This is a genomic window from Ferruginivarius sediminum (assembly GCF_003344765.1).
Classification (GTDB): domain Bacteria; phylum Pseudomonadota; class Alphaproteobacteria; order Kiloniellales; family Rhodovibrionaceae; genus Ferruginivarius; species Ferruginivarius sediminum.
Map to the genome: position 1 here is coordinate 23,849 of NZ_QPMH01000015.1, position 15,185 is coordinate 39,033.

General features: G+C 67.9%; 14 protein-coding genes. 5 read left to right on the forward strand and 9 right to left on the reverse strand.

Going from position 1 to position 15,185, the window contains the following annotated elements:
• Positions 1-149: 149 nt before the first annotated feature.
• The gene (locus tag DRB17_RS14440) at positions 150-812 is read left to right on the forward strand and encodes a pyrimidine 5'-nucleotidase (protein WP_114582927.1); all 663 of its coding nucleotides are present in this window, start codon (positions 150-152) and stop codon (positions 810-812) included.
• Here the strand turns inward: DRB17_RS14440 and DRB17_RS14445 are convergent.
• The gene (locus tag DRB17_RS14445; RefSeq protein WP_114582928.1) at positions 809-3,457 is read right to left on the reverse strand and encodes a methyl-accepting chemotaxis protein; all 2,649 of its coding nucleotides are present in this window, start codon (positions 3,455-3,457) and stop codon (positions 809-811) included. The genes DRB17_RS14440 and DRB17_RS14445 overlap by 4 nt on opposite strands.
• A gap of 422 nt (positions 3,458-3,879) precedes the next feature.
• Between DRB17_RS14445 and dapD the strand changes: the two genes are divergently transcribed.
• From dapD to DRB17_RS14460, 3 genes are read left to right on the forward strand one after another with little or no spacing between them, the layout of a single operon-like run.
• Positions 3,880-4,737, forward strand: a complete 858-nt coding sequence (gene dapD / locus DRB17_RS14450) for a 2,3,4,5-tetrahydropyridine-2,6-dicarboxylate N-succinyltransferase (RefSeq protein WP_114582929.1) — start codon at positions 3,880-3,882, stop codon at positions 4,735-4,737.
• On the forward strand, positions 4,734-5,888 hold the full coding sequence (dapE, locus tag DRB17_RS14455; RefSeq protein ID WP_114582930.1) for a succinyl-diaminopimelate desuccinylase: 1,155 nt from the start codon (positions 4,734-4,736) through the stop codon (positions 5,886-5,888). Before dapD ends, dapE begins: the two co-directional genes overlap by 4 nt.
• Positions 5,888-6,463, forward strand: a complete 576-nt coding sequence (locus DRB17_RS14460) for a hypothetical protein (protein ID WP_114582931.1) — start codon at positions 5,888-5,890, stop codon at positions 6,461-6,463. Before dapE ends, DRB17_RS14460 begins: the two co-directional genes overlap by 1 nt.
• 29 nt (positions 6,464-6,492) lie before the next feature.
• Here the strand turns inward: DRB17_RS14460 and truA are convergent, their stop codons facing one another.
• From truA to def, 3 genes are read right to left on the reverse strand one after another with little or no spacing between them, the layout of a single operon-like run.
• Positions 6,493-7,233 (reverse strand): tRNA pseudouridine(38-40) synthase TruA, encoded by a 741-nt coding sequence (gene truA, locus DRB17_RS14465; protein WP_114582932.1) that lies wholly within the window; start codon positions 7,231-7,233, stop codon positions 6,493-6,495.
• Positions 7,230-8,189 (reverse strand): methionyl-tRNA formyltransferase, encoded by a 960-nt coding sequence (gene fmt / locus DRB17_RS14470; RefSeq protein WP_114582933.1) that lies wholly within the window; start codon positions 8,187-8,189, stop codon positions 7,230-7,232. Before fmt ends, truA begins: the two co-directional genes overlap by 4 nt.
• Before the next feature lie 9 nt (positions 8,190-8,198).
• On the reverse strand, positions 8,199-8,741 hold the full coding sequence (gene def / locus DRB17_RS14475) for a peptide deformylase (protein ID WP_114582992.1): 543 nt from the start codon (positions 8,739-8,741) through the stop codon (positions 8,199-8,201).
• Positions 8,742-8,953: 212 nt separating this feature from the next.
• On the opposite strand from def, the gene DRB17_RS14480 reads away from it, so the two are divergent.
• On the forward strand, positions 8,954-9,133 hold the full coding sequence (locus DRB17_RS14480; protein WP_114582934.1) for a hypothetical protein: 180 nt from the start codon (positions 8,954-8,956) through the stop codon (positions 9,131-9,133).
• Between the two features lie 12 nt (positions 9,134-9,145).
• Here DRB17_RS14480 and DRB17_RS14485 read toward each other — a convergent pair whose 3' ends face one another.
• The 5 genes from DRB17_RS14485 to gpmI form a co-directional block, all read right to left on the reverse strand.
• Positions 9,146-9,676 (reverse strand): RNA pyrophosphohydrolase, encoded by a 531-nt coding sequence (locus DRB17_RS14485; protein ID WP_114582935.1) that lies wholly within the window; start codon positions 9,674-9,676, stop codon positions 9,146-9,148.
• Positions 9,677-9,713: 37 nt separating this feature from the next.
• Positions 9,714-10,880 carry a divergent polysaccharide deacetylase family protein gene (locus DRB17_RS14490; RefSeq protein ID WP_161958838.1) on the reverse strand — a complete coding sequence of 389 codons (1,167 nt, stop codon included), beginning with the start codon at positions 10,878-10,880 and terminating at the stop codon, positions 9,714-9,716.
• Between the two features lie 76 nt (positions 10,881-10,956).
• Positions 10,957-12,288 (reverse strand): S41 family peptidase, encoded by a 1,332-nt coding sequence (locus DRB17_RS14495; RefSeq protein WP_114582937.1) that lies wholly within the window; start codon positions 12,286-12,288, stop codon positions 10,957-10,959.
• The gene (locus tag DRB17_RS14500; RefSeq protein ID WP_147274918.1) at positions 12,288-13,586 is read right to left on the reverse strand and encodes a murein hydrolase activator EnvC family protein; all 1,299 of its coding nucleotides are present in this window, start codon (positions 13,584-13,586) and stop codon (positions 12,288-12,290) included. Before DRB17_RS14500 ends, DRB17_RS14495 begins: the two co-directional genes overlap by 1 nt.
• Positions 13,573-15,156: a 2,3-bisphosphoglycerate-independent phosphoglycerate mutase gene (gene gpmI, locus DRB17_RS14505; RefSeq protein ID WP_114582939.1), complete on the reverse strand. Its 1,584-nt coding sequence runs from the start codon at positions 15,154-15,156 to the stop codon at positions 13,573-13,575. The genes DRB17_RS14500 and gpmI overlap by 14 nt, the downstream gene beginning before the upstream one ends.
• Positions 15,157-15,185: the final 29 nt, after the last annotated feature.

Here is a 15,185-nt window from a genome sequence, read left to right on the forward strand (position 1 = left end):
TACCTGGCCTCGACAGCGATACGTCCTGGATCGCCACGACCAACCTGTGTAGTTGAGCTTGCGTTAAGGGCACCTTAAATGCTGGATGGCAACCCTGCCGCGCGCACGGCCAGGCGCACACGCTTCGGCGGAAGTCCGAAAGGAAGGCAATGACCGACGAGACGATCTGGCTGTTCGACCTGGACAACACGCTGTACCCGGCGTCCTGCCGCCTGTTCGACCAGGTCGACCGGCGAATGGGGGAGTTCGTGCAGCAGGCGCTCGGCCTCGCGAACCCGGCCGAGGCCAGGAAGATCCAAAAGGACTACCTGCGCGATCACGGCACGACCCTGCGCGGGCTGATGGATGTCCACGGCATCGCCCCGGACGACTACCTGGACTACGTCCACGCCATCGACGTTTCCGCCGTGCAGCCCGACCCCAATCTCGATGCCGCGCTCGCCGCGCTGCCGGGGCGCAAGCTGATCTTCACGAACGGCTCCGAGAACCACGCCGTCAACGTGATGGACCGGCTGGGCGTCGCTCACCACTTCGAGGCCATTTTCGATATCGCGGCCGCGGACTACGTGCCCAAGCCAGCGCGCGGACCCTACGACCAGCTCATCGTCCGCCACGGCTTGCGCCCCGAGGCCACGGTGTTTTTCGACGACATGCCCCGGAATCTGGAGCCCGCGGCCGAACTTGGCATGACCACCGTCTGGGTCGCCAACGACAGCGAATGGGCGCTGCAGGGCCACACGGGCGCCGAGGATTTCGTCCACCACGTCACCGACGACCTCGCCGGATGGCTACGCTCGAACAGCAGGATTTAAGCGGCGCGGACGTGCTTCAGGAAGGAATCCACCTCGGACTGTAGCGTCTTCGACAGATCGCCCAGTTGGCCAGCCGATTCCAGCACACCGTGCGCGGCCGAGCCGGTTTCGCTGGCGGCCTTGTCGACGCCGGCGATGTTGTCGCTGACCTCCTCGGTGCCAGCGGCCGCGTTCTGGGCGTTCTGTGCGATCTCCTGCGTCGCGGTCGTCTGCTGCTCCACGGCGGCGGAGATACTGCCCGCGATCTCGTTGATCTCCTCGATGGTATGGGCGATGTCGCCGATCGCCTCGACAGTCTCGCCGGTGACCTTCTGCACGTCGTTGATCTGGGCGGCGATGTCCTCGGTCGCCTTCGCCGTCTGGTTGGCGAGCTGCTTGACCTCCTGCGCCACCACGGCGAAGCCCTTGCCGGCCTCGCCGGCGCGCGCGGCCTCGATAGTGGCGTTGAGCGCGAGCAGGTTGGTCTGCTCGGCGATGTCCTGGATCAGGTTGACGACCTCGCCGATCTTGTTCGCCGCCGCCTGCAGGCCCTGCACCGTCTCGTTGGTGCGCTGGGCACGGTCGCTCGCCTTGTTGGCGATGTCGGTGGACTGGGTGACCTGGCGGCTGACCTCGGTGATCGAGCCGGCGAGTTCTTCCGAGGCGCTGGCCACCGTCTGGACATTGCCGCTGGCGGCCTCGGTCGCCTGCGCGGCGGCCTGGCTCTGCCGGCTGGTCTGCTCGGCCGTGGCGGCCATGCTCTCGGCCGTGTCGTGCATCCCCTGGGCCGAGGCGGCGACCTTGTCCACCGCTTGGCTGACCGATGCCTCAAAGCTCTCGGCAAGCTCCAGCATCTGCCGGCGGCGCTCCTCGCGGGCCTGCTGGCGCTCCTCGGAGGCACGCCTGTCGGCCTCCTTCGCCTCCATCAGGCCGTCGCGGAACACGAGAAGGGCATTTGCCATCTCGGCGATCTCGTCGTTGCCGCGCGTGTCGATCTCGGCTTCCAGATCGCCGTCGGCAACCGCCCGGGTCGAGCCAGTCAGGCGCTCCAGCCGCCGGCCCACATTGCGGCCAACGTAGAGCCACGCGATCAGTGCCGCGATCAGCACGCTGACCCCGCCGATGGCGACCAGCATGGTGCGGCCGTTCGAGACGGCGCTGTCCAGCGCCTCCGTGCCTTGCCGAACCTCCTGCCGGCTCGTCCGCATTACCGCGTCGACACGCGATGACAAGGTCTTGGCGGCCTCCCGGCTGCGCGCAAGCGCCTCTTCCGCGGCCTGCGCGGCGGCAAGCTCGGCCTGGCGGCGGGTGAACATGCTGTCATCCCCCTGCCCCAGCGCGTTCAAGGCATCGACCAAGGGGGACAGGCCTCCCCCGACCTTGTCGTCGAGCTGGCCCAGCTGATAGCTCATGTTGCCGCTGTCCTTGACGAACCGCTTGCGCAGAATTCCCAGTCTTTCGGATGTCTGCGCGTTCGCCGCGGTCTGCAGCACGCCCGCGGCGTGGTTCGCCGCCGAGCGTAGCCGCAGATAGGTCTGCAGCTTCTCCATCTCGTTGTTGACGAGGTCGGAGATACGCTTGGCATTGCTCGCCGTGAATTTCTGCGCTTTCGACTTCAGCGTCTTCTGCGCCTCGGTCACCAGGGTGCCGCTGACCTCAAGGATCTGCCCATGCATGCTCTGCACGGTGCGCAGGCTCTGGCGCAGCTTGCGGCCGGCGGCCGTATCGCCGCCCATCTGTGCCCGGCGCAGCGCGACGACATTGGCCTCGCCAACCGCCGCGGCATGGAGTTCCCCGGCAGCCAGCTTCAGGACGGAGGTATCGTCGTTGTCCGGCAGGCCAGTGACGATCTCGTCCAGGCGCTTTGCCGTCGCGGAAAGCTTCTCCGCAAGAGGCTCCAGGTCTCTCTTCAAGGCAATGCCGGGAGCCTGCGCGATCAACCCCTGAAGGCGATTGGCCAGGGCGCGCATGTTCAGCGCAGTTTCCAGGCGTCCGACGTCCTCCTGAAGAAGGGCGTTTATCGCCCTGATGCTGGCCACGGTCGCGGACGCGGAGCCCTTGCCCAGGGCGTTCTTGGCCGCCGCTTCCATCGGCTTCAGTTCATCGACCAGGTCAGTGTGGCGCTTGTCGATCAGGGCGACCGTCTCGTCCACCCGGTTCCTCGCCCGCAGCCGATCGGCCACGGCGCCGTCGAGGGCCGCCACGGCGTCGCGCAACACGCCCACGGGCTGGCTGATCGCTTCCGTATCGACGCCCTTCGCAGCCAGCATTTCAATGCGTTCGGAAAGCGCCTCGGTGCGCGCCGTCAGTCGTGCCTTGACCTCCTCGCGCTCGGCGTCGGTTCGAACGCCGTTGAGGACCGGCGCCGCCGCCGATAGGGCGGTGCTTTCGCGCGCCAACTGCAGGGCGTTGGTCATGCGTGGCATCTGCTCGCCCACGACGGTGCCCATCGTGTCGGTGACCTGCGCATAGGAGATCCAGCCGACGGCGCTGGCAACGACGGTCAGCGCCGCGACGCCGCCGAAGGCGAGGTAGAGCCGGTGCTTGACGCCGATGCGGCTGCGCCGCCGCCCCTCGGCCGCCCCGGACTGTTCGGCGTCAAGTTTCTCGGCCTCTTCCGCCGCGTCGATTGATTCCTGGGATTCCCGATCCTCATGGCCGGTCATCGATACTTCCTCCCCGTCTGGCGGCCGCCGAATACCTACGCATCTATGCAAGGCGATGTATTCGATCCCGCCTCACCGCCTTTATTGGCGTGGCGACCGGATTACCGAAGACGGTACCGCGCCACGCCCTTGTCGTCGCGACTGACGACAGAACGCTGCATTCACTGTCTGCGGGTATCGTTAAATGGCGATTAACACGCTGCAAAGTTGTAACAACCGCCATTTGTTGCCATACGAAATCCTTATTCTTCGTGCTGGCGTAATAGCCGCGCCTGTCACCAGCCGGAAACGGCGGTCGAAAGGCGGCATGAAGGGGCTTGCGCGGCCTTGACGGCCCGTGCGCCGTGCCGCATCGTCTCCGCCGTTTTGCCGCGCGCGCCTGGGCGTGGCTTCACCTGGCCAGGGGACCTTGAGACAGCACGATGAACCGGGAAGATCTGCAGACAGTCATCGACGACGCCTTTGAAAAGCGGGCCGATGCATCGCCAAGCACGACGGGGGCGGTGCGCGACGCCGTGGAACTGGCGCTCGCGGGCCTGGACAACGGCACCTACCGCGTGGCCGAGAAGGTCGACGGCGAATGGCAAGTCAACCAGTGGCTGAAGAAGGCTGTGCTGCTCTCCTTCCGGCTGTATCCCACCAAGACCGTCCTGGGCGGTCCGCGCGACGACGAGTGGGGCGAGGCCGCCTGGTTCGACAAGGTTCCCTCGAAGTTCGCCGACTGGACCGACAAGCACTTCACCGAGGCCGGCTTCCGCGCCGTGCCGGATTGCGTGGTGCGCCGCTCTGCCTATATCGCCAACGACGTGGTGCTGATGCCCAGCTTCGTGAACGTCGGCGCCTACGTCGATTCGGGCACGATGGTGGACACCTGGGCGACCGTGGGCTCCTGCGCCCAGATTGGCCGCAACTGCCACATCTCAGGCGGCGCGGGGATCGGCGGCGTGCTGGAGCCGTTGCAGGCGAACCCGGTTATCATCGAGGACAACGTCTTCATTGGCGCCCGCAGCGAGGTGGCCGAGGGCGTCATCGTCGAGGAAGGCGCGGTGCTGTCGATGGGCGTCTACCTGGGCGCTTCCACCAAGATCGTCGACCGGGAGAGCGGCGAGGTCTATCGCGGCCGCGTGCCGTCCTACGCCGTAGTCGTGCCGGGCACCATGCCGGGCAAGCCGCTGCCCGACGGCAGCCCCGGACCCGGCCTCTACTGCGCGGTGATCGTCAAGCGCGTCGACGAGCGCACGCGCGAGAAGGTGTCGATCAACGAGTTGCTGCGCACATGACGCAGCCGCCCGACCCGGTCGAACTGACGCGGCGCTTGATTCGCTGCAGAAGCGTGACGCCGGAGGAAGGCGGCGCGCTCGACCTGTTGCAGCAGGTGCTGGAGCCGCTGGGCTTCGTCTGTCATCGCCTGGTCTTCTCCGAGGACGGAACACCGAACGTCGACAACCTCTATGCCCGTCTCGGCACCGGCTCGCCGCACCTGTGCTTTGCCGGGCATACCGACGTTGTGCCGCCGGGCAACCCCGACGACTGGCGCGTCGATCCCTTCGGCGGCGAAGTGGTGGACGACGCGGTCATCGGCCGGGGCGCGGTGGACATGAAGGGCGCAGTCGCCTGCTTCGTCGCGGCGGCCTCGCGGCTCGCGGCCGGGCGTGGCGGGGAGCCGGGCGGCTCGGTCAGCCTGTTGATCACGGGGGACGAAGAAGGGCCCTCGATCAACGGCACCCGCAAGGTGCTGGACTGGATGCGTGAGCGTGGCGAGGTGCCGGATTACTGTCTGGTGGGCGAGCCCAGCAGCGGTACCGATCTCTGCGACACGATCAAAATCGGCCGGCGCGGCAGCATGAACTTCGAGTTGACCGTGCACGGCACGCAGGGCCACTCCGCCTATCCGCAGCACGCCGACAACCCGGTGCACCGCCTCGTCCGCGGCCTGCACCGCCTGACGGGCGACCGTCTGGACGAGGGCAGCGAGCACTTCGAGCCCTCTACCCTGCAAGTCACCTCGGTCGATGTCGGCAACCCGGCCACCAACGTGATTCCGGCGCAGGCAACCGCCCGTTTCAACGTGCGTTTCAACGACCTGCACGACAGCACCGCCGTGGAGCGCTGGGTGCGCGAGCGTGTGGAGCCGGACGCGCCGCGCTTCGACCTGGCGGTGCGGGTATCCGGGGAGTCTTTCCTTTGCACGCCCGGTCCGCTGAGCGATGCGCTCAGCGCCGCGGTAGAGGAGAAGTTGGGGCGGACGCCGATCCTGGGAACCGGGGGCGGCACCTCCGACGGGCGCTTCATCAAGGATCTTTGCCCCGTCGCCGAGCTTGGCCTGAAGAACGCCCTGGCACACCAGGTGGACGAGCGCGCACCCTTGCGGGACTTGCGCGATCTGACCGACGTTTACGAGGTTGCACTGAAACGTCTGCTGGCCTGCTGATGCTGCCAAGCCTCTCCGAGGTCGCATATGCCATCTACGGCGCCTGGCGCCTGCTGCAGTTCGACCGCCGCGGCCACGATTTCTTCGAGATCTCCGAGCGCGCGTTCTGGCAGTCGTTCTTCGCGGGCGTTATCGTGCTGCCCGGCTACGCCATCCTGGTATTGCTGCATCTGAACCGGGCCGAGGTCGGAGCCGACGCGCTGTCGGTCGCAATCATCCATCTGCTTGCCTACACCATGAACTGGACGGCCTTCCCGCTGGCCGCCTACTACCTGGCGCTGGGCATGGACAAGGAATCACGCTGGCTCGGCTTCGTTGTGGCGCTGAACTGGTCGAAGGTGATCCAGCTTCTGATTTACCTGCCCCTGATCGGCCTTGCGGCCAGCGGAATCGCGGGTCCGGGGGCCAGCGGCCTGCTCTCCTTCGGCGCCATGATCCTGGTGCTGGTCTATCAGTGGTACGTGACACGCACGGCCTTCGACATCACCGGCATGCAGGCCGCCGGGTTCACCGGGCTGGACGTGGTGCTGGGCATCTTTATTACGACGCTGACGGACACCGCCCTGGCCGCATAAGGCGGCGGCCGAAGGCCGGCCGTTTCCCTCTAGTCGTAAGTCACCTCGGTCAGGTAAAGCCCGTCCGCCGGCGCCGTCGGGCCCGCCGCGCGCCGGTCGCGGGCCGCCAGGGCGTGGCGGACATCCTCGGGCAGCCATTTGCCTTGCCCGACCAGCTTCAGCGTGCCGACGATGTTACGGACCTGATGGTGCAGAAAAGAGCGGGCGCGCGCCTCGATCTCGATGTGCTCGCCCCGGCGGGTCACCATCAGATGGTCCAGCGTTTTCACCGGCGAATTCGCCTGGCACTCGCTGGCGCGGAACGAGGTGAAGTCGTGCTTGCCGCGCAGATGCTTCGCCCCGGCCGCCATGGCGGCGGCGTCGAGCGGCACCGGCGCCCACCATGCGCGCCCTGCTTCCAGCACCAGCGGCGGGCGGCGGTTGACGATGCGATAGAGATAGGCGCGGCCGGTCGCGGAGAAGCGGGCGTGGAAGTCCTCGGCAACTGGCTCCGCCGAGAGTACGGCCACGGCCTCCGCCCGCAGGTGCGCGTTCAGGGCGTCGCGCACGGTATCCGCCTCGAAGGCCTTATCCAGATCGAAATGCGCAACCTGCCCCGTGGCGTGGACGCCGGAATCGGTGCGACCCGCGCCCTGAACCTCGGCGCGTTCGCCCGACAGGCGGTGGATCGCCTCTTCCAGGGCCTGTTGTACGCTGGGCCCGTTGTTCTGGCGCTGCCAGCCGACGAACGCGCCGCCGTCGTACTCCAGGACCAGCTTCCACCGGGTCATGACAGCACGCTACCACGCTCCAGCGTATAGCCGCGCAGGAAGTCCTCCGCGTCCATCGGGCCCTTGCCGGCCCGCTGCACCCGTTTCAGCCGCAGCGTTCCCAGACCGCAGGCCACCTGGAAGTGCTTGTCGTCCACGATGGTGCCGGGTTTGCTGCCGGAGGGAGAGGCCGGGCCCACCTCGGCGCGCAGGACCTTGGCGCGCAGGACCTTCAGCGTTTCGCCGTCCGGCAGCGCCGTCGTGGCGCCCGGTTTCGGCGCGAAGGCCCGGATCAGGCGCTCCAGCTCGATGGCCGGGCGCTCCCAGTCGAGCCGCCGATCCGCCGGCGCCAGCTTGTCGGCGTAGATCGCGCCCTCCTCGCTTTGCGGCTCGGGCTCGATCTCGCCGGCCTCCAAGCCTTCAAGCGCCGGTACGATCAGCCGCGCGCCCAACTCGGCCAGGGTATCGTGAAGCTGCCCGGCGTCAGCGTCGGGACCGATCGGCACCTCCTCGCGCATCAGGACGGGGCCGGTGTCCAGCCCCTCGTCCATCTGCATGATGGAAACGCCCGTCTTGTCGTCCCCGGCCAGGATGGCGCGCTGAATCGGCGCCGCGCCACGCCAGCGCGGCAACAGGGAAGCATGGACGTTCAGGCAGCCCAGGCGCGGCGCCGCCAGAATCGCCTGCGGCAGAATCAGACCGTAGGCGACGACGACGGCGGCATCCAGTTCCAGGGCCGCGAACGCCTGCTGCGCCTCTTCGTCCTTGAGACTTGTGGGCGTGCGCACCTTTATGCCACGCCGCTCGGCCTCCGCCTGCACGGGCGAGGGGCGCGGCTTGTGCCCGCGTCCGGCCTTGCGCGGCGGCTGGGTATAGACACAGGCGACCTCGTGACCCGCATCCAGAAGCGCGCGCAGGGTCGGCAGGGCGAAATCGGGCGTGCCCAGGAAGGCGAGGCGCAAGGGTCGTTCCACCATCGCCGGCGCCTAGACCGCCGCTTCCTTCTGGCTGACCTTGCCGCCCTTCTTCTGGCGCATCTTCGCCAGCTTGCGCATCAGCATGTTGCGCTTGAGGGAGCTGAGATGGTCGACGAAAAGGATACCGTTCAGATGGTCCACCTCGTGCTGGATCACGGTCGCCAGCATCCCCTCGGCCTCCATCTCGCGGATCTCGTTCTCGTGGTCGAGGTAGCGCACGCGCACCGCGTCGGGCCGGGTGACATCGGCGAAAATGTCGGGCAGCGACAGGCACCCCTCCTCCCCGGTCACCATCTGCTCGGAACGCTCCAGGATTTCCGGGTTCGCCATGCGGATCGGCTGCGGCTCCTCGCCCTCGCGAGCGCAGTCGATCACCAGGATGCGGCGAAGGTCGCCGACCTGCGGGGCCGCCAGCCCGATTCCCGGTGCGTCGTACATGGTCTCCAGCATGTCGTCCATCAGGGCGCGGATGTCGTCGTCCACCTTCTCGACAGGCTTGGCGACCTTCTTCAACGTCGGGTTCGGGGCAATCAGGATGGGCAGCTTGGCCATGGCGTTTCCGATTGTCAGCAGCGTGCAGAAAGGCACAATCCGTGTGGGTCTTTACCTATGGGGCCGTGGCGGTTCGGTCAAGATGCGCGCGCCAATGCGGCCGCTCGCCGCAGCCCCGCAGTGCGGGCTTGCGGTCCGCCGCCGTCTGCGGCAGCGTCGCCGTGCGGGCGCGCGCACACGGACTGCGATGTGGATGTGAGGGGTTCGACGCCATGGACGGTTTTCAAAAGACGATGCTGGGCGCGGCGGCGGTGTTGCTGCTGGTGATCGTCATCGCCTTCTTCTGGCCCGGCATTCTCTACTACGCCGCGCTGGCGCTGGCGATCCTGTTCTTTCCGATCATCATCGCGATGTGCGGCGGCTTCGGCATTACCACCGGACAGCACGAATAGCCGCTTCGGGCCTTACTCCCTATGTCCGCGCCGTAGCCGCTCCACCACGGGGTGGAATTCCGCGATCACCTTGTCGTAGACGTCGCGCTTGAACGGCACGATCATCTGCGGCAACCGCTCCAGGTCGGCCCAGCACCAGGCTTTGAACTCGGGGTGGTGCGCTTCGAGGTCGATATCCTCGTCGTCGCCCAGAAAGTGCAGCGCGAACCAGCGCTGCGTCTGGCCCCGGTACTTACCGCCCCAGACACGCGGCACGAGATAGGGCGGCAGGTCATAGTAATGCCAGTGGCGGCTTTCGGCCAGGATCTCCGCCGCGTCGGTGCCGATCTCCTCCTTCAGCTCGCGCAGCGCCGCCTTGCGCGGCGTTTCGCCGGGGTCGATGCCGCCCTGCGGCATCTGCCAGTTGTCGCCGCGCACGTCCACGCGTTGGGCGACGAACACCTGTCCGGCGTCGTTCAACAGCATCAGGCCGACGCAGGGCCGGTAGGGCAGCGCCTCGATCTCCTCGGCTGTCGGCTGCCGGGGCTGTTGTTGCTCCGACATCGCTCCTCCCTGATCGAATCCGGCCTGTCGGTTGCGTTCAGCGGCCTGCCCGGGCGGCGCTGCGCGGTTGCACCGCCTCGGTAATCGGGACCAGCGCGAATCCCCGCTCGTCCAGATCCTGGCTCCACGTCGCCAGAAGGTCGAGCACCACGGGATAGGGATGGGCCAGCGCCACCGCAAGACCTTCCTGCTGCGCGATGCGTTCGATTTCCACCAACCGGGCCTCGACCGCCGGGCGGCTGACCTGCCCGTCGTCGATGGTGCGGTCGTTCAGCGCGTGCGGCAGGTCGATCCGCCGCGCGATCCGCAGCGCGGCCGGCGGGTTCGCCGTGCCGTTGTCCACGAACATCAGGCCACGCGCCCGCAGTTCGCGCATGATCGGCTCCGCCGCCTGCTTCGAGGCCATGAAGCGCGAGCCCATCTGGGCGACCGCGCCAACGACCTCGCGTCCCCGCGACAGCGCCCAGTCGAGGCGGTCCAGGTTGCGCTGCTGCGCCGCCTCGGTCATCAGGGCCTGCGGACCCGGATCCAGCGCGGGAAAATCGCGCGGCTCCATCGGCAGGTCCATCAGCACCTCATGTCCGCCGGCCCGCGCGCGGGCGCTCCACTCCGCCGCGCGCCGCGCGTATGGCGTGAACGACAGCGAGATCGTGCCCGGCAGGCGTTCGATAGCGGCCTCGGTCGCCGCGCTGGAAAGGCCGAGCCCGCGCACGACAACGGCGATCCGGGGCAGGCCCTGTGGCGGGGCCAGACCGCGGGCATAGCGTTTCCAGGCAGGTTTCAGCGACAGCGTCGGTGCCGAAGGACTTTCCGCGGCACCTTCGCCGCCGCCGGCGCCGGCTTCAGTGCTATCGGTGTCAGTGGTACGCACTGCCGGCGTATCCTGGCTGTCGGATTCACGCGCGCTCGTCTGCTCCGGCACCGGCGGTGGGGGAATAGCCTCGCTCTCCAGCGTGCCCACGCTCACGCCGGTCGAAGCTTCGGGTGTGGGCTGATTGCCGCTCGGCCGCTGGACGTCCGCCTTCTTTTCCGTCTCACCGACCGGCGAAGGCGCATTGGACACCGGCTCCGCCGTCTCGGCGGGTGGCACGCTCAAACGGATCGTCTTGTCGTGCGCCACCAGCGCATCGGGATGTGGAAAGGCGAAGACATAGACAGCCCCCGCCGCCACGGCGATCGCGAGCAGAATCCAGGCAAAAAGCAACCCTGGCCTGCTGCGAGGCGCAAGTCCAGGGTTGCGTCCTGCCCGCACTGCTCAGGCCTCCTGCCCGACCGGCCGATTAGTTGGTGACCCGCTGGCCGAACAGGGTCAATCCACGCAGAAGATCGACGGCGCGCGAGAGCTGATAGTCCTCTCGAAGCTGTGCCGCCTGCTGGTCGGCGGGATCGGTCTCGCCGTCGGCGTCCTCGCCATTGCCTTCCTCGGCCTCGTTCTCGGGTGGCGGGCCGGCACCGTCATTGCCCAGCGCACCGCGCAGATCGGCCTCGCGCCGCCCGTTCGGCTGCTCGACGACCTCGACGTTGGCCTGCTTGACCTGGATGTCGGGCTCGATCCCCTTGGCCTGAATGGACCGGCCGGAGGGCGTGTAGTAGCGGGCCGTCGTCAGACGCATGGCGCCATGACCGGGCAGCGGGACGATCGTCTGGACCGATCCCTTGCCGAAGCTGCGCGTGCCCATGACGATGGCGCGGCGATGGTCCTGCAGCGCGCCGGCCACGATCTCCGAGGCGGAGGCGGAGCCACCATTGATCAGTACCACCAGCGGCGCGCTGTCGGTGAGATCGCCGGCTTCCGCGTTGTAGCGCTGGCTGTCTTCCGCGTCGCGGCCACGGGTGGAGACGATCTCGCCCTTGTCGAGGAAACTGTCCGACACCGAGATCGCCTGCTCCAGCAGGCCGCCGGGATTGTTGCGCAGGTCGAGAACATAGCCCTGCAGGTCGTCGCCCAGTTCCTTCCGCATCTTGGCGATCTGCTCTTCGACGCCGGGCTGCGTCTGTTCGTTGAATGTGGTGATCCGCAGGTAGCCCACGCCGCCGAACACCTTCGAACGCACCGACTCGATGGTGATCGTGTCGCGGGTGATCGTGATGTCGAAGGGTTCCTTGCTGCCGCGCTGGACGGTCAGCTTGATGTCGGACCCGACCTTGCCGCGCATCCTGTCCACCGCCTCGGCAAGCGTCAGCCCCATGACCGGCTCGTCGTCGAGCGCGACGATCAGGTCGCCGGCCTGGACCCCGGCGCGGGCGGCGGGCGTGTCGTCGATGGGGGAGACGACCTTTACCAGGCCGTTTTCCATCGTCACCTCGATGCCGAGGCCGCCGAACTCGCCCTTCGTCTGGACCTGCATGTCCTGGAAGTTGTCCTTGCTGAGATAGCTGGAATGCGGATCCAGCTCGCTCAGCATGCCGCGGATCGCGGATTCGACCAGTTCCTGGTCGCCGACCTTCTCGACATAGTCGGAGCGAACCCGCTCGAACACGTCCCCGAACAGCTTGAGTTGCCTGTAAGTCTCCGAACGGTCGCCGTTGCCATTGTCCTGGCCCACGGCTGCCGCGGGAGAGAGGGCAATCAGGGCGGCGGCCGCCAGGGTCGCCAGTCGCATGTTACGCATCAGCCTCGTACCTTGTCGCCGGTTTGCGCCAGCCACGGCAGCGGATTGATCGGCTGCCCCGTGCGCCTGAGTTCCACGTACAGTTCCGGATTTTGGCCTTGGGAGCCGCCCATCACGCCCACGGGCTCGCCAGCGAGAACCCACTGGCCCACGATCGCATCGATGCGCTCGAGTCCGGCCAGCAGGGAATGATATCGCTGCCCGTGTTCGATGATCAAGATGCGCCCGTACCCCTTGAACGGCCCGGCATAGACCACCTGCCCGTCATAGGGCGCGACGACCTGTGCCGCCGGCCGCGTCGCGATGGCGATCCCGCGCGATTCCGTCGGCCCTCCCGCCCGGCGCACCCGCTCGCCATAGCGGGTCACGACGCGCCCGCGCGCCGGCATCCGCAGCGACGCCTTGTTCCCGGGAAAGGCCCGAATATCCGGGGGACGGTTCAGGCGCGCCACCTGGCTCGTATCGGGTGTCGCCGCCGTCCCGGCCGTCGAGGCACCGCCCTGGCTTTCCGAGGGCGCGGCGGGCTTCTCCGGCGGCTTGGGCGTGCGGGCGGCAAGCGCCTCGGCCCGGATTTCCGCCTGCCGGCGCAGGTGGGCCAGCAACTCGCGCATGTCGGCGGCCTCTTCGGCCAGCTTGTCGGCGCGCCTTGCCGCGGCCTCGGACTGCGCCGCCGTGCGGGCGCGCAGCTCTTTCTTCCTGTCCAGCAGGGTCGAGAGATGGCGGCGCTCCTCGGCCAGCTTCGCGGCCGTCGCCCGCATCGTCTCTCGCTGTTCCTCAATGTCGCGGCGCAGCTTCGCCAGTTCCTCCAGATCGCCGCGCAGGCGGGCCGCCCGCCCCTCAATGGCGGGCACCGCAACGCGCAGCATCATGGCGCCGCGCACCACTTCCATCGGCGAGCCCGGCGCCACCGCCAGGGCCTCCGGCGGCTGCACGGCGATACGCTGCAAGGCGGCCAGGGTCTCCGTCATCTGGGCCCTGCGGTCGCGCAGCTCCTTCTGTTTGGCCGTCTCCTCCGCCTGCAGCGAGGCCAGCGTCTCCTCCACCGCCGAAAGGTCGGCCTCCAGGTCCTGCGTGCGCCGGGCGACCGAGACCGATTCGGCCTTGAGCGCGCGCACCTCCTCGGACAGGACGTTCGCCTTGCGGCGCAGGGCCTGGGCACGAGCGCGGTCGGCCTCGGCCTCCTTCTCGATCTCCTCGGCCGAGCGGCCGCCCATCTGCGCCGGGGCGACAACCGGCGTCACCAGCAGTGCGAGCACCGTGAAAGCCAGGATCAAGGACGGGAGGCTAAGCCTGTACACGTTGCTTTGACGCCCCGCTCTCGCTCTTGTTGTCTTTGCCGATGAGCGACCGGCCGGTCATCGCCGGCGGCTGCGGCAGCCCCATGAGCTGCAGCAGCGTCGGCGCCACGTCGGCCAGGCGACCCGGATGCAGGCTTTCCGCCCAATCCGGCGCACCCGCCAGCACCACCGGAACCGGAAACTTGGTGTGGGCGGTGTGCGGCTCGCCGCTTCCGGGGTCGCGCATCTGGTCGGCGTTGCCGTGATCCGCCGTGATCAATAGGCAGCCGCCGGCCTTGGTCACCGATTCGACCAGCCGGCCGACGCAGGTGTCCACCGTCTCCACGGCGCGGATCGCGGCGCTCAGGTCGCCGGTATGGCCCACCATGTCCCCGTTGGCGTAGTTCACCACCACAAGGTCGAACTGGCCGCTTTCGACCGCCGCGACAAGCCTGTCGGTGACCTCGACCGCCGACATCTCCGGCTTCTGGTCATAAGTCGCGACCTTGGGCGACGGGACGAGTATGCGCTCCTCGCCCTCGAAGACCTTCTCGCGGCCACCATTGAAGAAAAAGGTGACGTGCGGATACTTCTCGGTCTCGGCGATGCGAAGCTGCTTCAGGCCGGCGCGCGACACCAGTTCGCCCAATACGTCCTCAGGCCAGTGCGGCGGGAAGATCGCCGGAATCAGCGTCTTCAACTCATCGGAGTATTCCACCATGCCCGCCCGCGCGGCGAACCGCACGGTGCGCGCACGCTCGAAGCCGCCGAAATCCGGGTCGAGCAGGGCATGAAGGATCTCCCGCGCCCGGTCGGAGCGGAAGTTCGCCATGATGACGCCGTCGCCATCGGCCATGCCGGCATAGTGGCCGATGGCCGTCGGTTCGATGAACTCGTCGCCGATGCCCTTTTCGTGGGCGCCCCGAACGGCGGCAATAGCATCCGCGGCCGATTCCCCCCTGGCGTCGACGAGGACGTCATGGGCTTTGCGCACCCGCTCCCATCGCTTGTCGCGGTCCATCGCCCAATAGCGGCCGCAGACCGTGGCGATCCGGGCTGCCGGCGCGTCGGCGCGAAAACGCTCCAGGTATTCCGCGGCGGCCATCGGCGGCGTGTCGCGGCCGTCGGTAAAGGCATGCACCGCCACCGGCACCCCCGCCTTCTCCAGCGTGTTGGCCAGCGCGGCGATGTGCGCCTGATGCGAATGAACGCCGCCGGGAGAGAGCAGGCCCATGACGTGCGCCGTGCCGCCGCTGTCCTTCATGCGCGCGATGAAGTCCCGCAGCGTCTCCGCATCCGCCAGCGAGCCGTCGGCCACCGCCTTGTCGATGCGCGGCAGCTCCTGCCACACCACGCGGCCGGCGCCCAGGTTCATGTGGCCAACCTCGGAGTTGCCCATCTGGCCTTCCGGAAGTCCGACATCCTCGCCATGGGTGACCAGCGTGGCATGAGGGCTGGCCTGCCACAGGCGGTCCATCACCGGCGTGTCGGCCTGCGCGACGGCGTTGTCCTCGGTCTCGGGGTTCAGCGCCCAGCCGTCGAGCACGCACAGCACGACGGGGCGCGGTCGCTTGGTGTCGGTCTTGCTCATGGGCCCCATTTATAGCGAAGCGCGGCCCG

Bases quoted from the DNA above. Each gene is read 5' to 3' on its own strand.
- DRB17_RS14440 (WP_114582927.1), top strand. From the start codon at position 150: ATGACCGACGAGACGATCTGGCTGTTCGACCTGGACAACACGCTGTAC.
- DRB17_RS14445 (WP_114582928.1), bottom strand. From the start codon at position 3,457: ATGACCGGCCATGAGGATCGGGAATCCCAGGAATCAATCGACGCGGCG.
- dapD (WP_114582929.1), top strand. From the start codon at position 3,880: ATGAACCGGGAAGATCTGCAGACAGTCATCGACGACGCCTTTGAAAAG.
- dapE (WP_114582930.1), top strand. From the start codon at position 4,734: ATGACGCAGCCGCCCGACCCGGTCGAACTGACGCGGCGCTTGATTCGC.
- DRB17_RS14460 (WP_114582931.1), top strand. From the start codon at position 5,888: ATGCTGCCAAGCCTCTCCGAGGTCGCATATGCCATCTACGGCGCCTGG.
- truA (WP_114582932.1), bottom strand. From the start codon at position 7,233: ATGACCCGGTGGAAGCTGGTCCTGGAGTACGACGGCGGCGCGTTCGTC.
- fmt (WP_114582933.1), bottom strand. From the start codon at position 8,189: ATGGTGGAACGACCCTTGCGCCTCGCCTTCCTGGGCACGCCCGATTTC.
- def (WP_114582992.1), bottom strand. From the start codon at position 8,741: ATGGCCAAGCTGCCCATCCTGATTGCCCCGAACCCGACGTTGAAGAAG.
- DRB17_RS14480 (WP_114582934.1), top strand. From the start codon at position 8,954: ATGGACGGTTTTCAAAAGACGATGCTGGGCGCGGCGGCGGTGTTGCTG.
- DRB17_RS14485 (WP_114582935.1), bottom strand. From the start codon at position 9,676: ATGTCGGAGCAACAACAGCCCCGGCAGCCGACAGCCGAGGAGATCGAG.
- DRB17_RS14495 (WP_114582937.1), bottom strand. From the start codon at position 12,288: ATGCGTAACATGCGACTGGCGACCCTGGCGGCCGCCGCCCTGATTGCC.
- gpmI (WP_114582939.1), bottom strand. From the start codon at position 15,156: ATGAGCAAGACCGACACCAAGCGACCGCGCCCCGTCGTGCTGTGCGTG.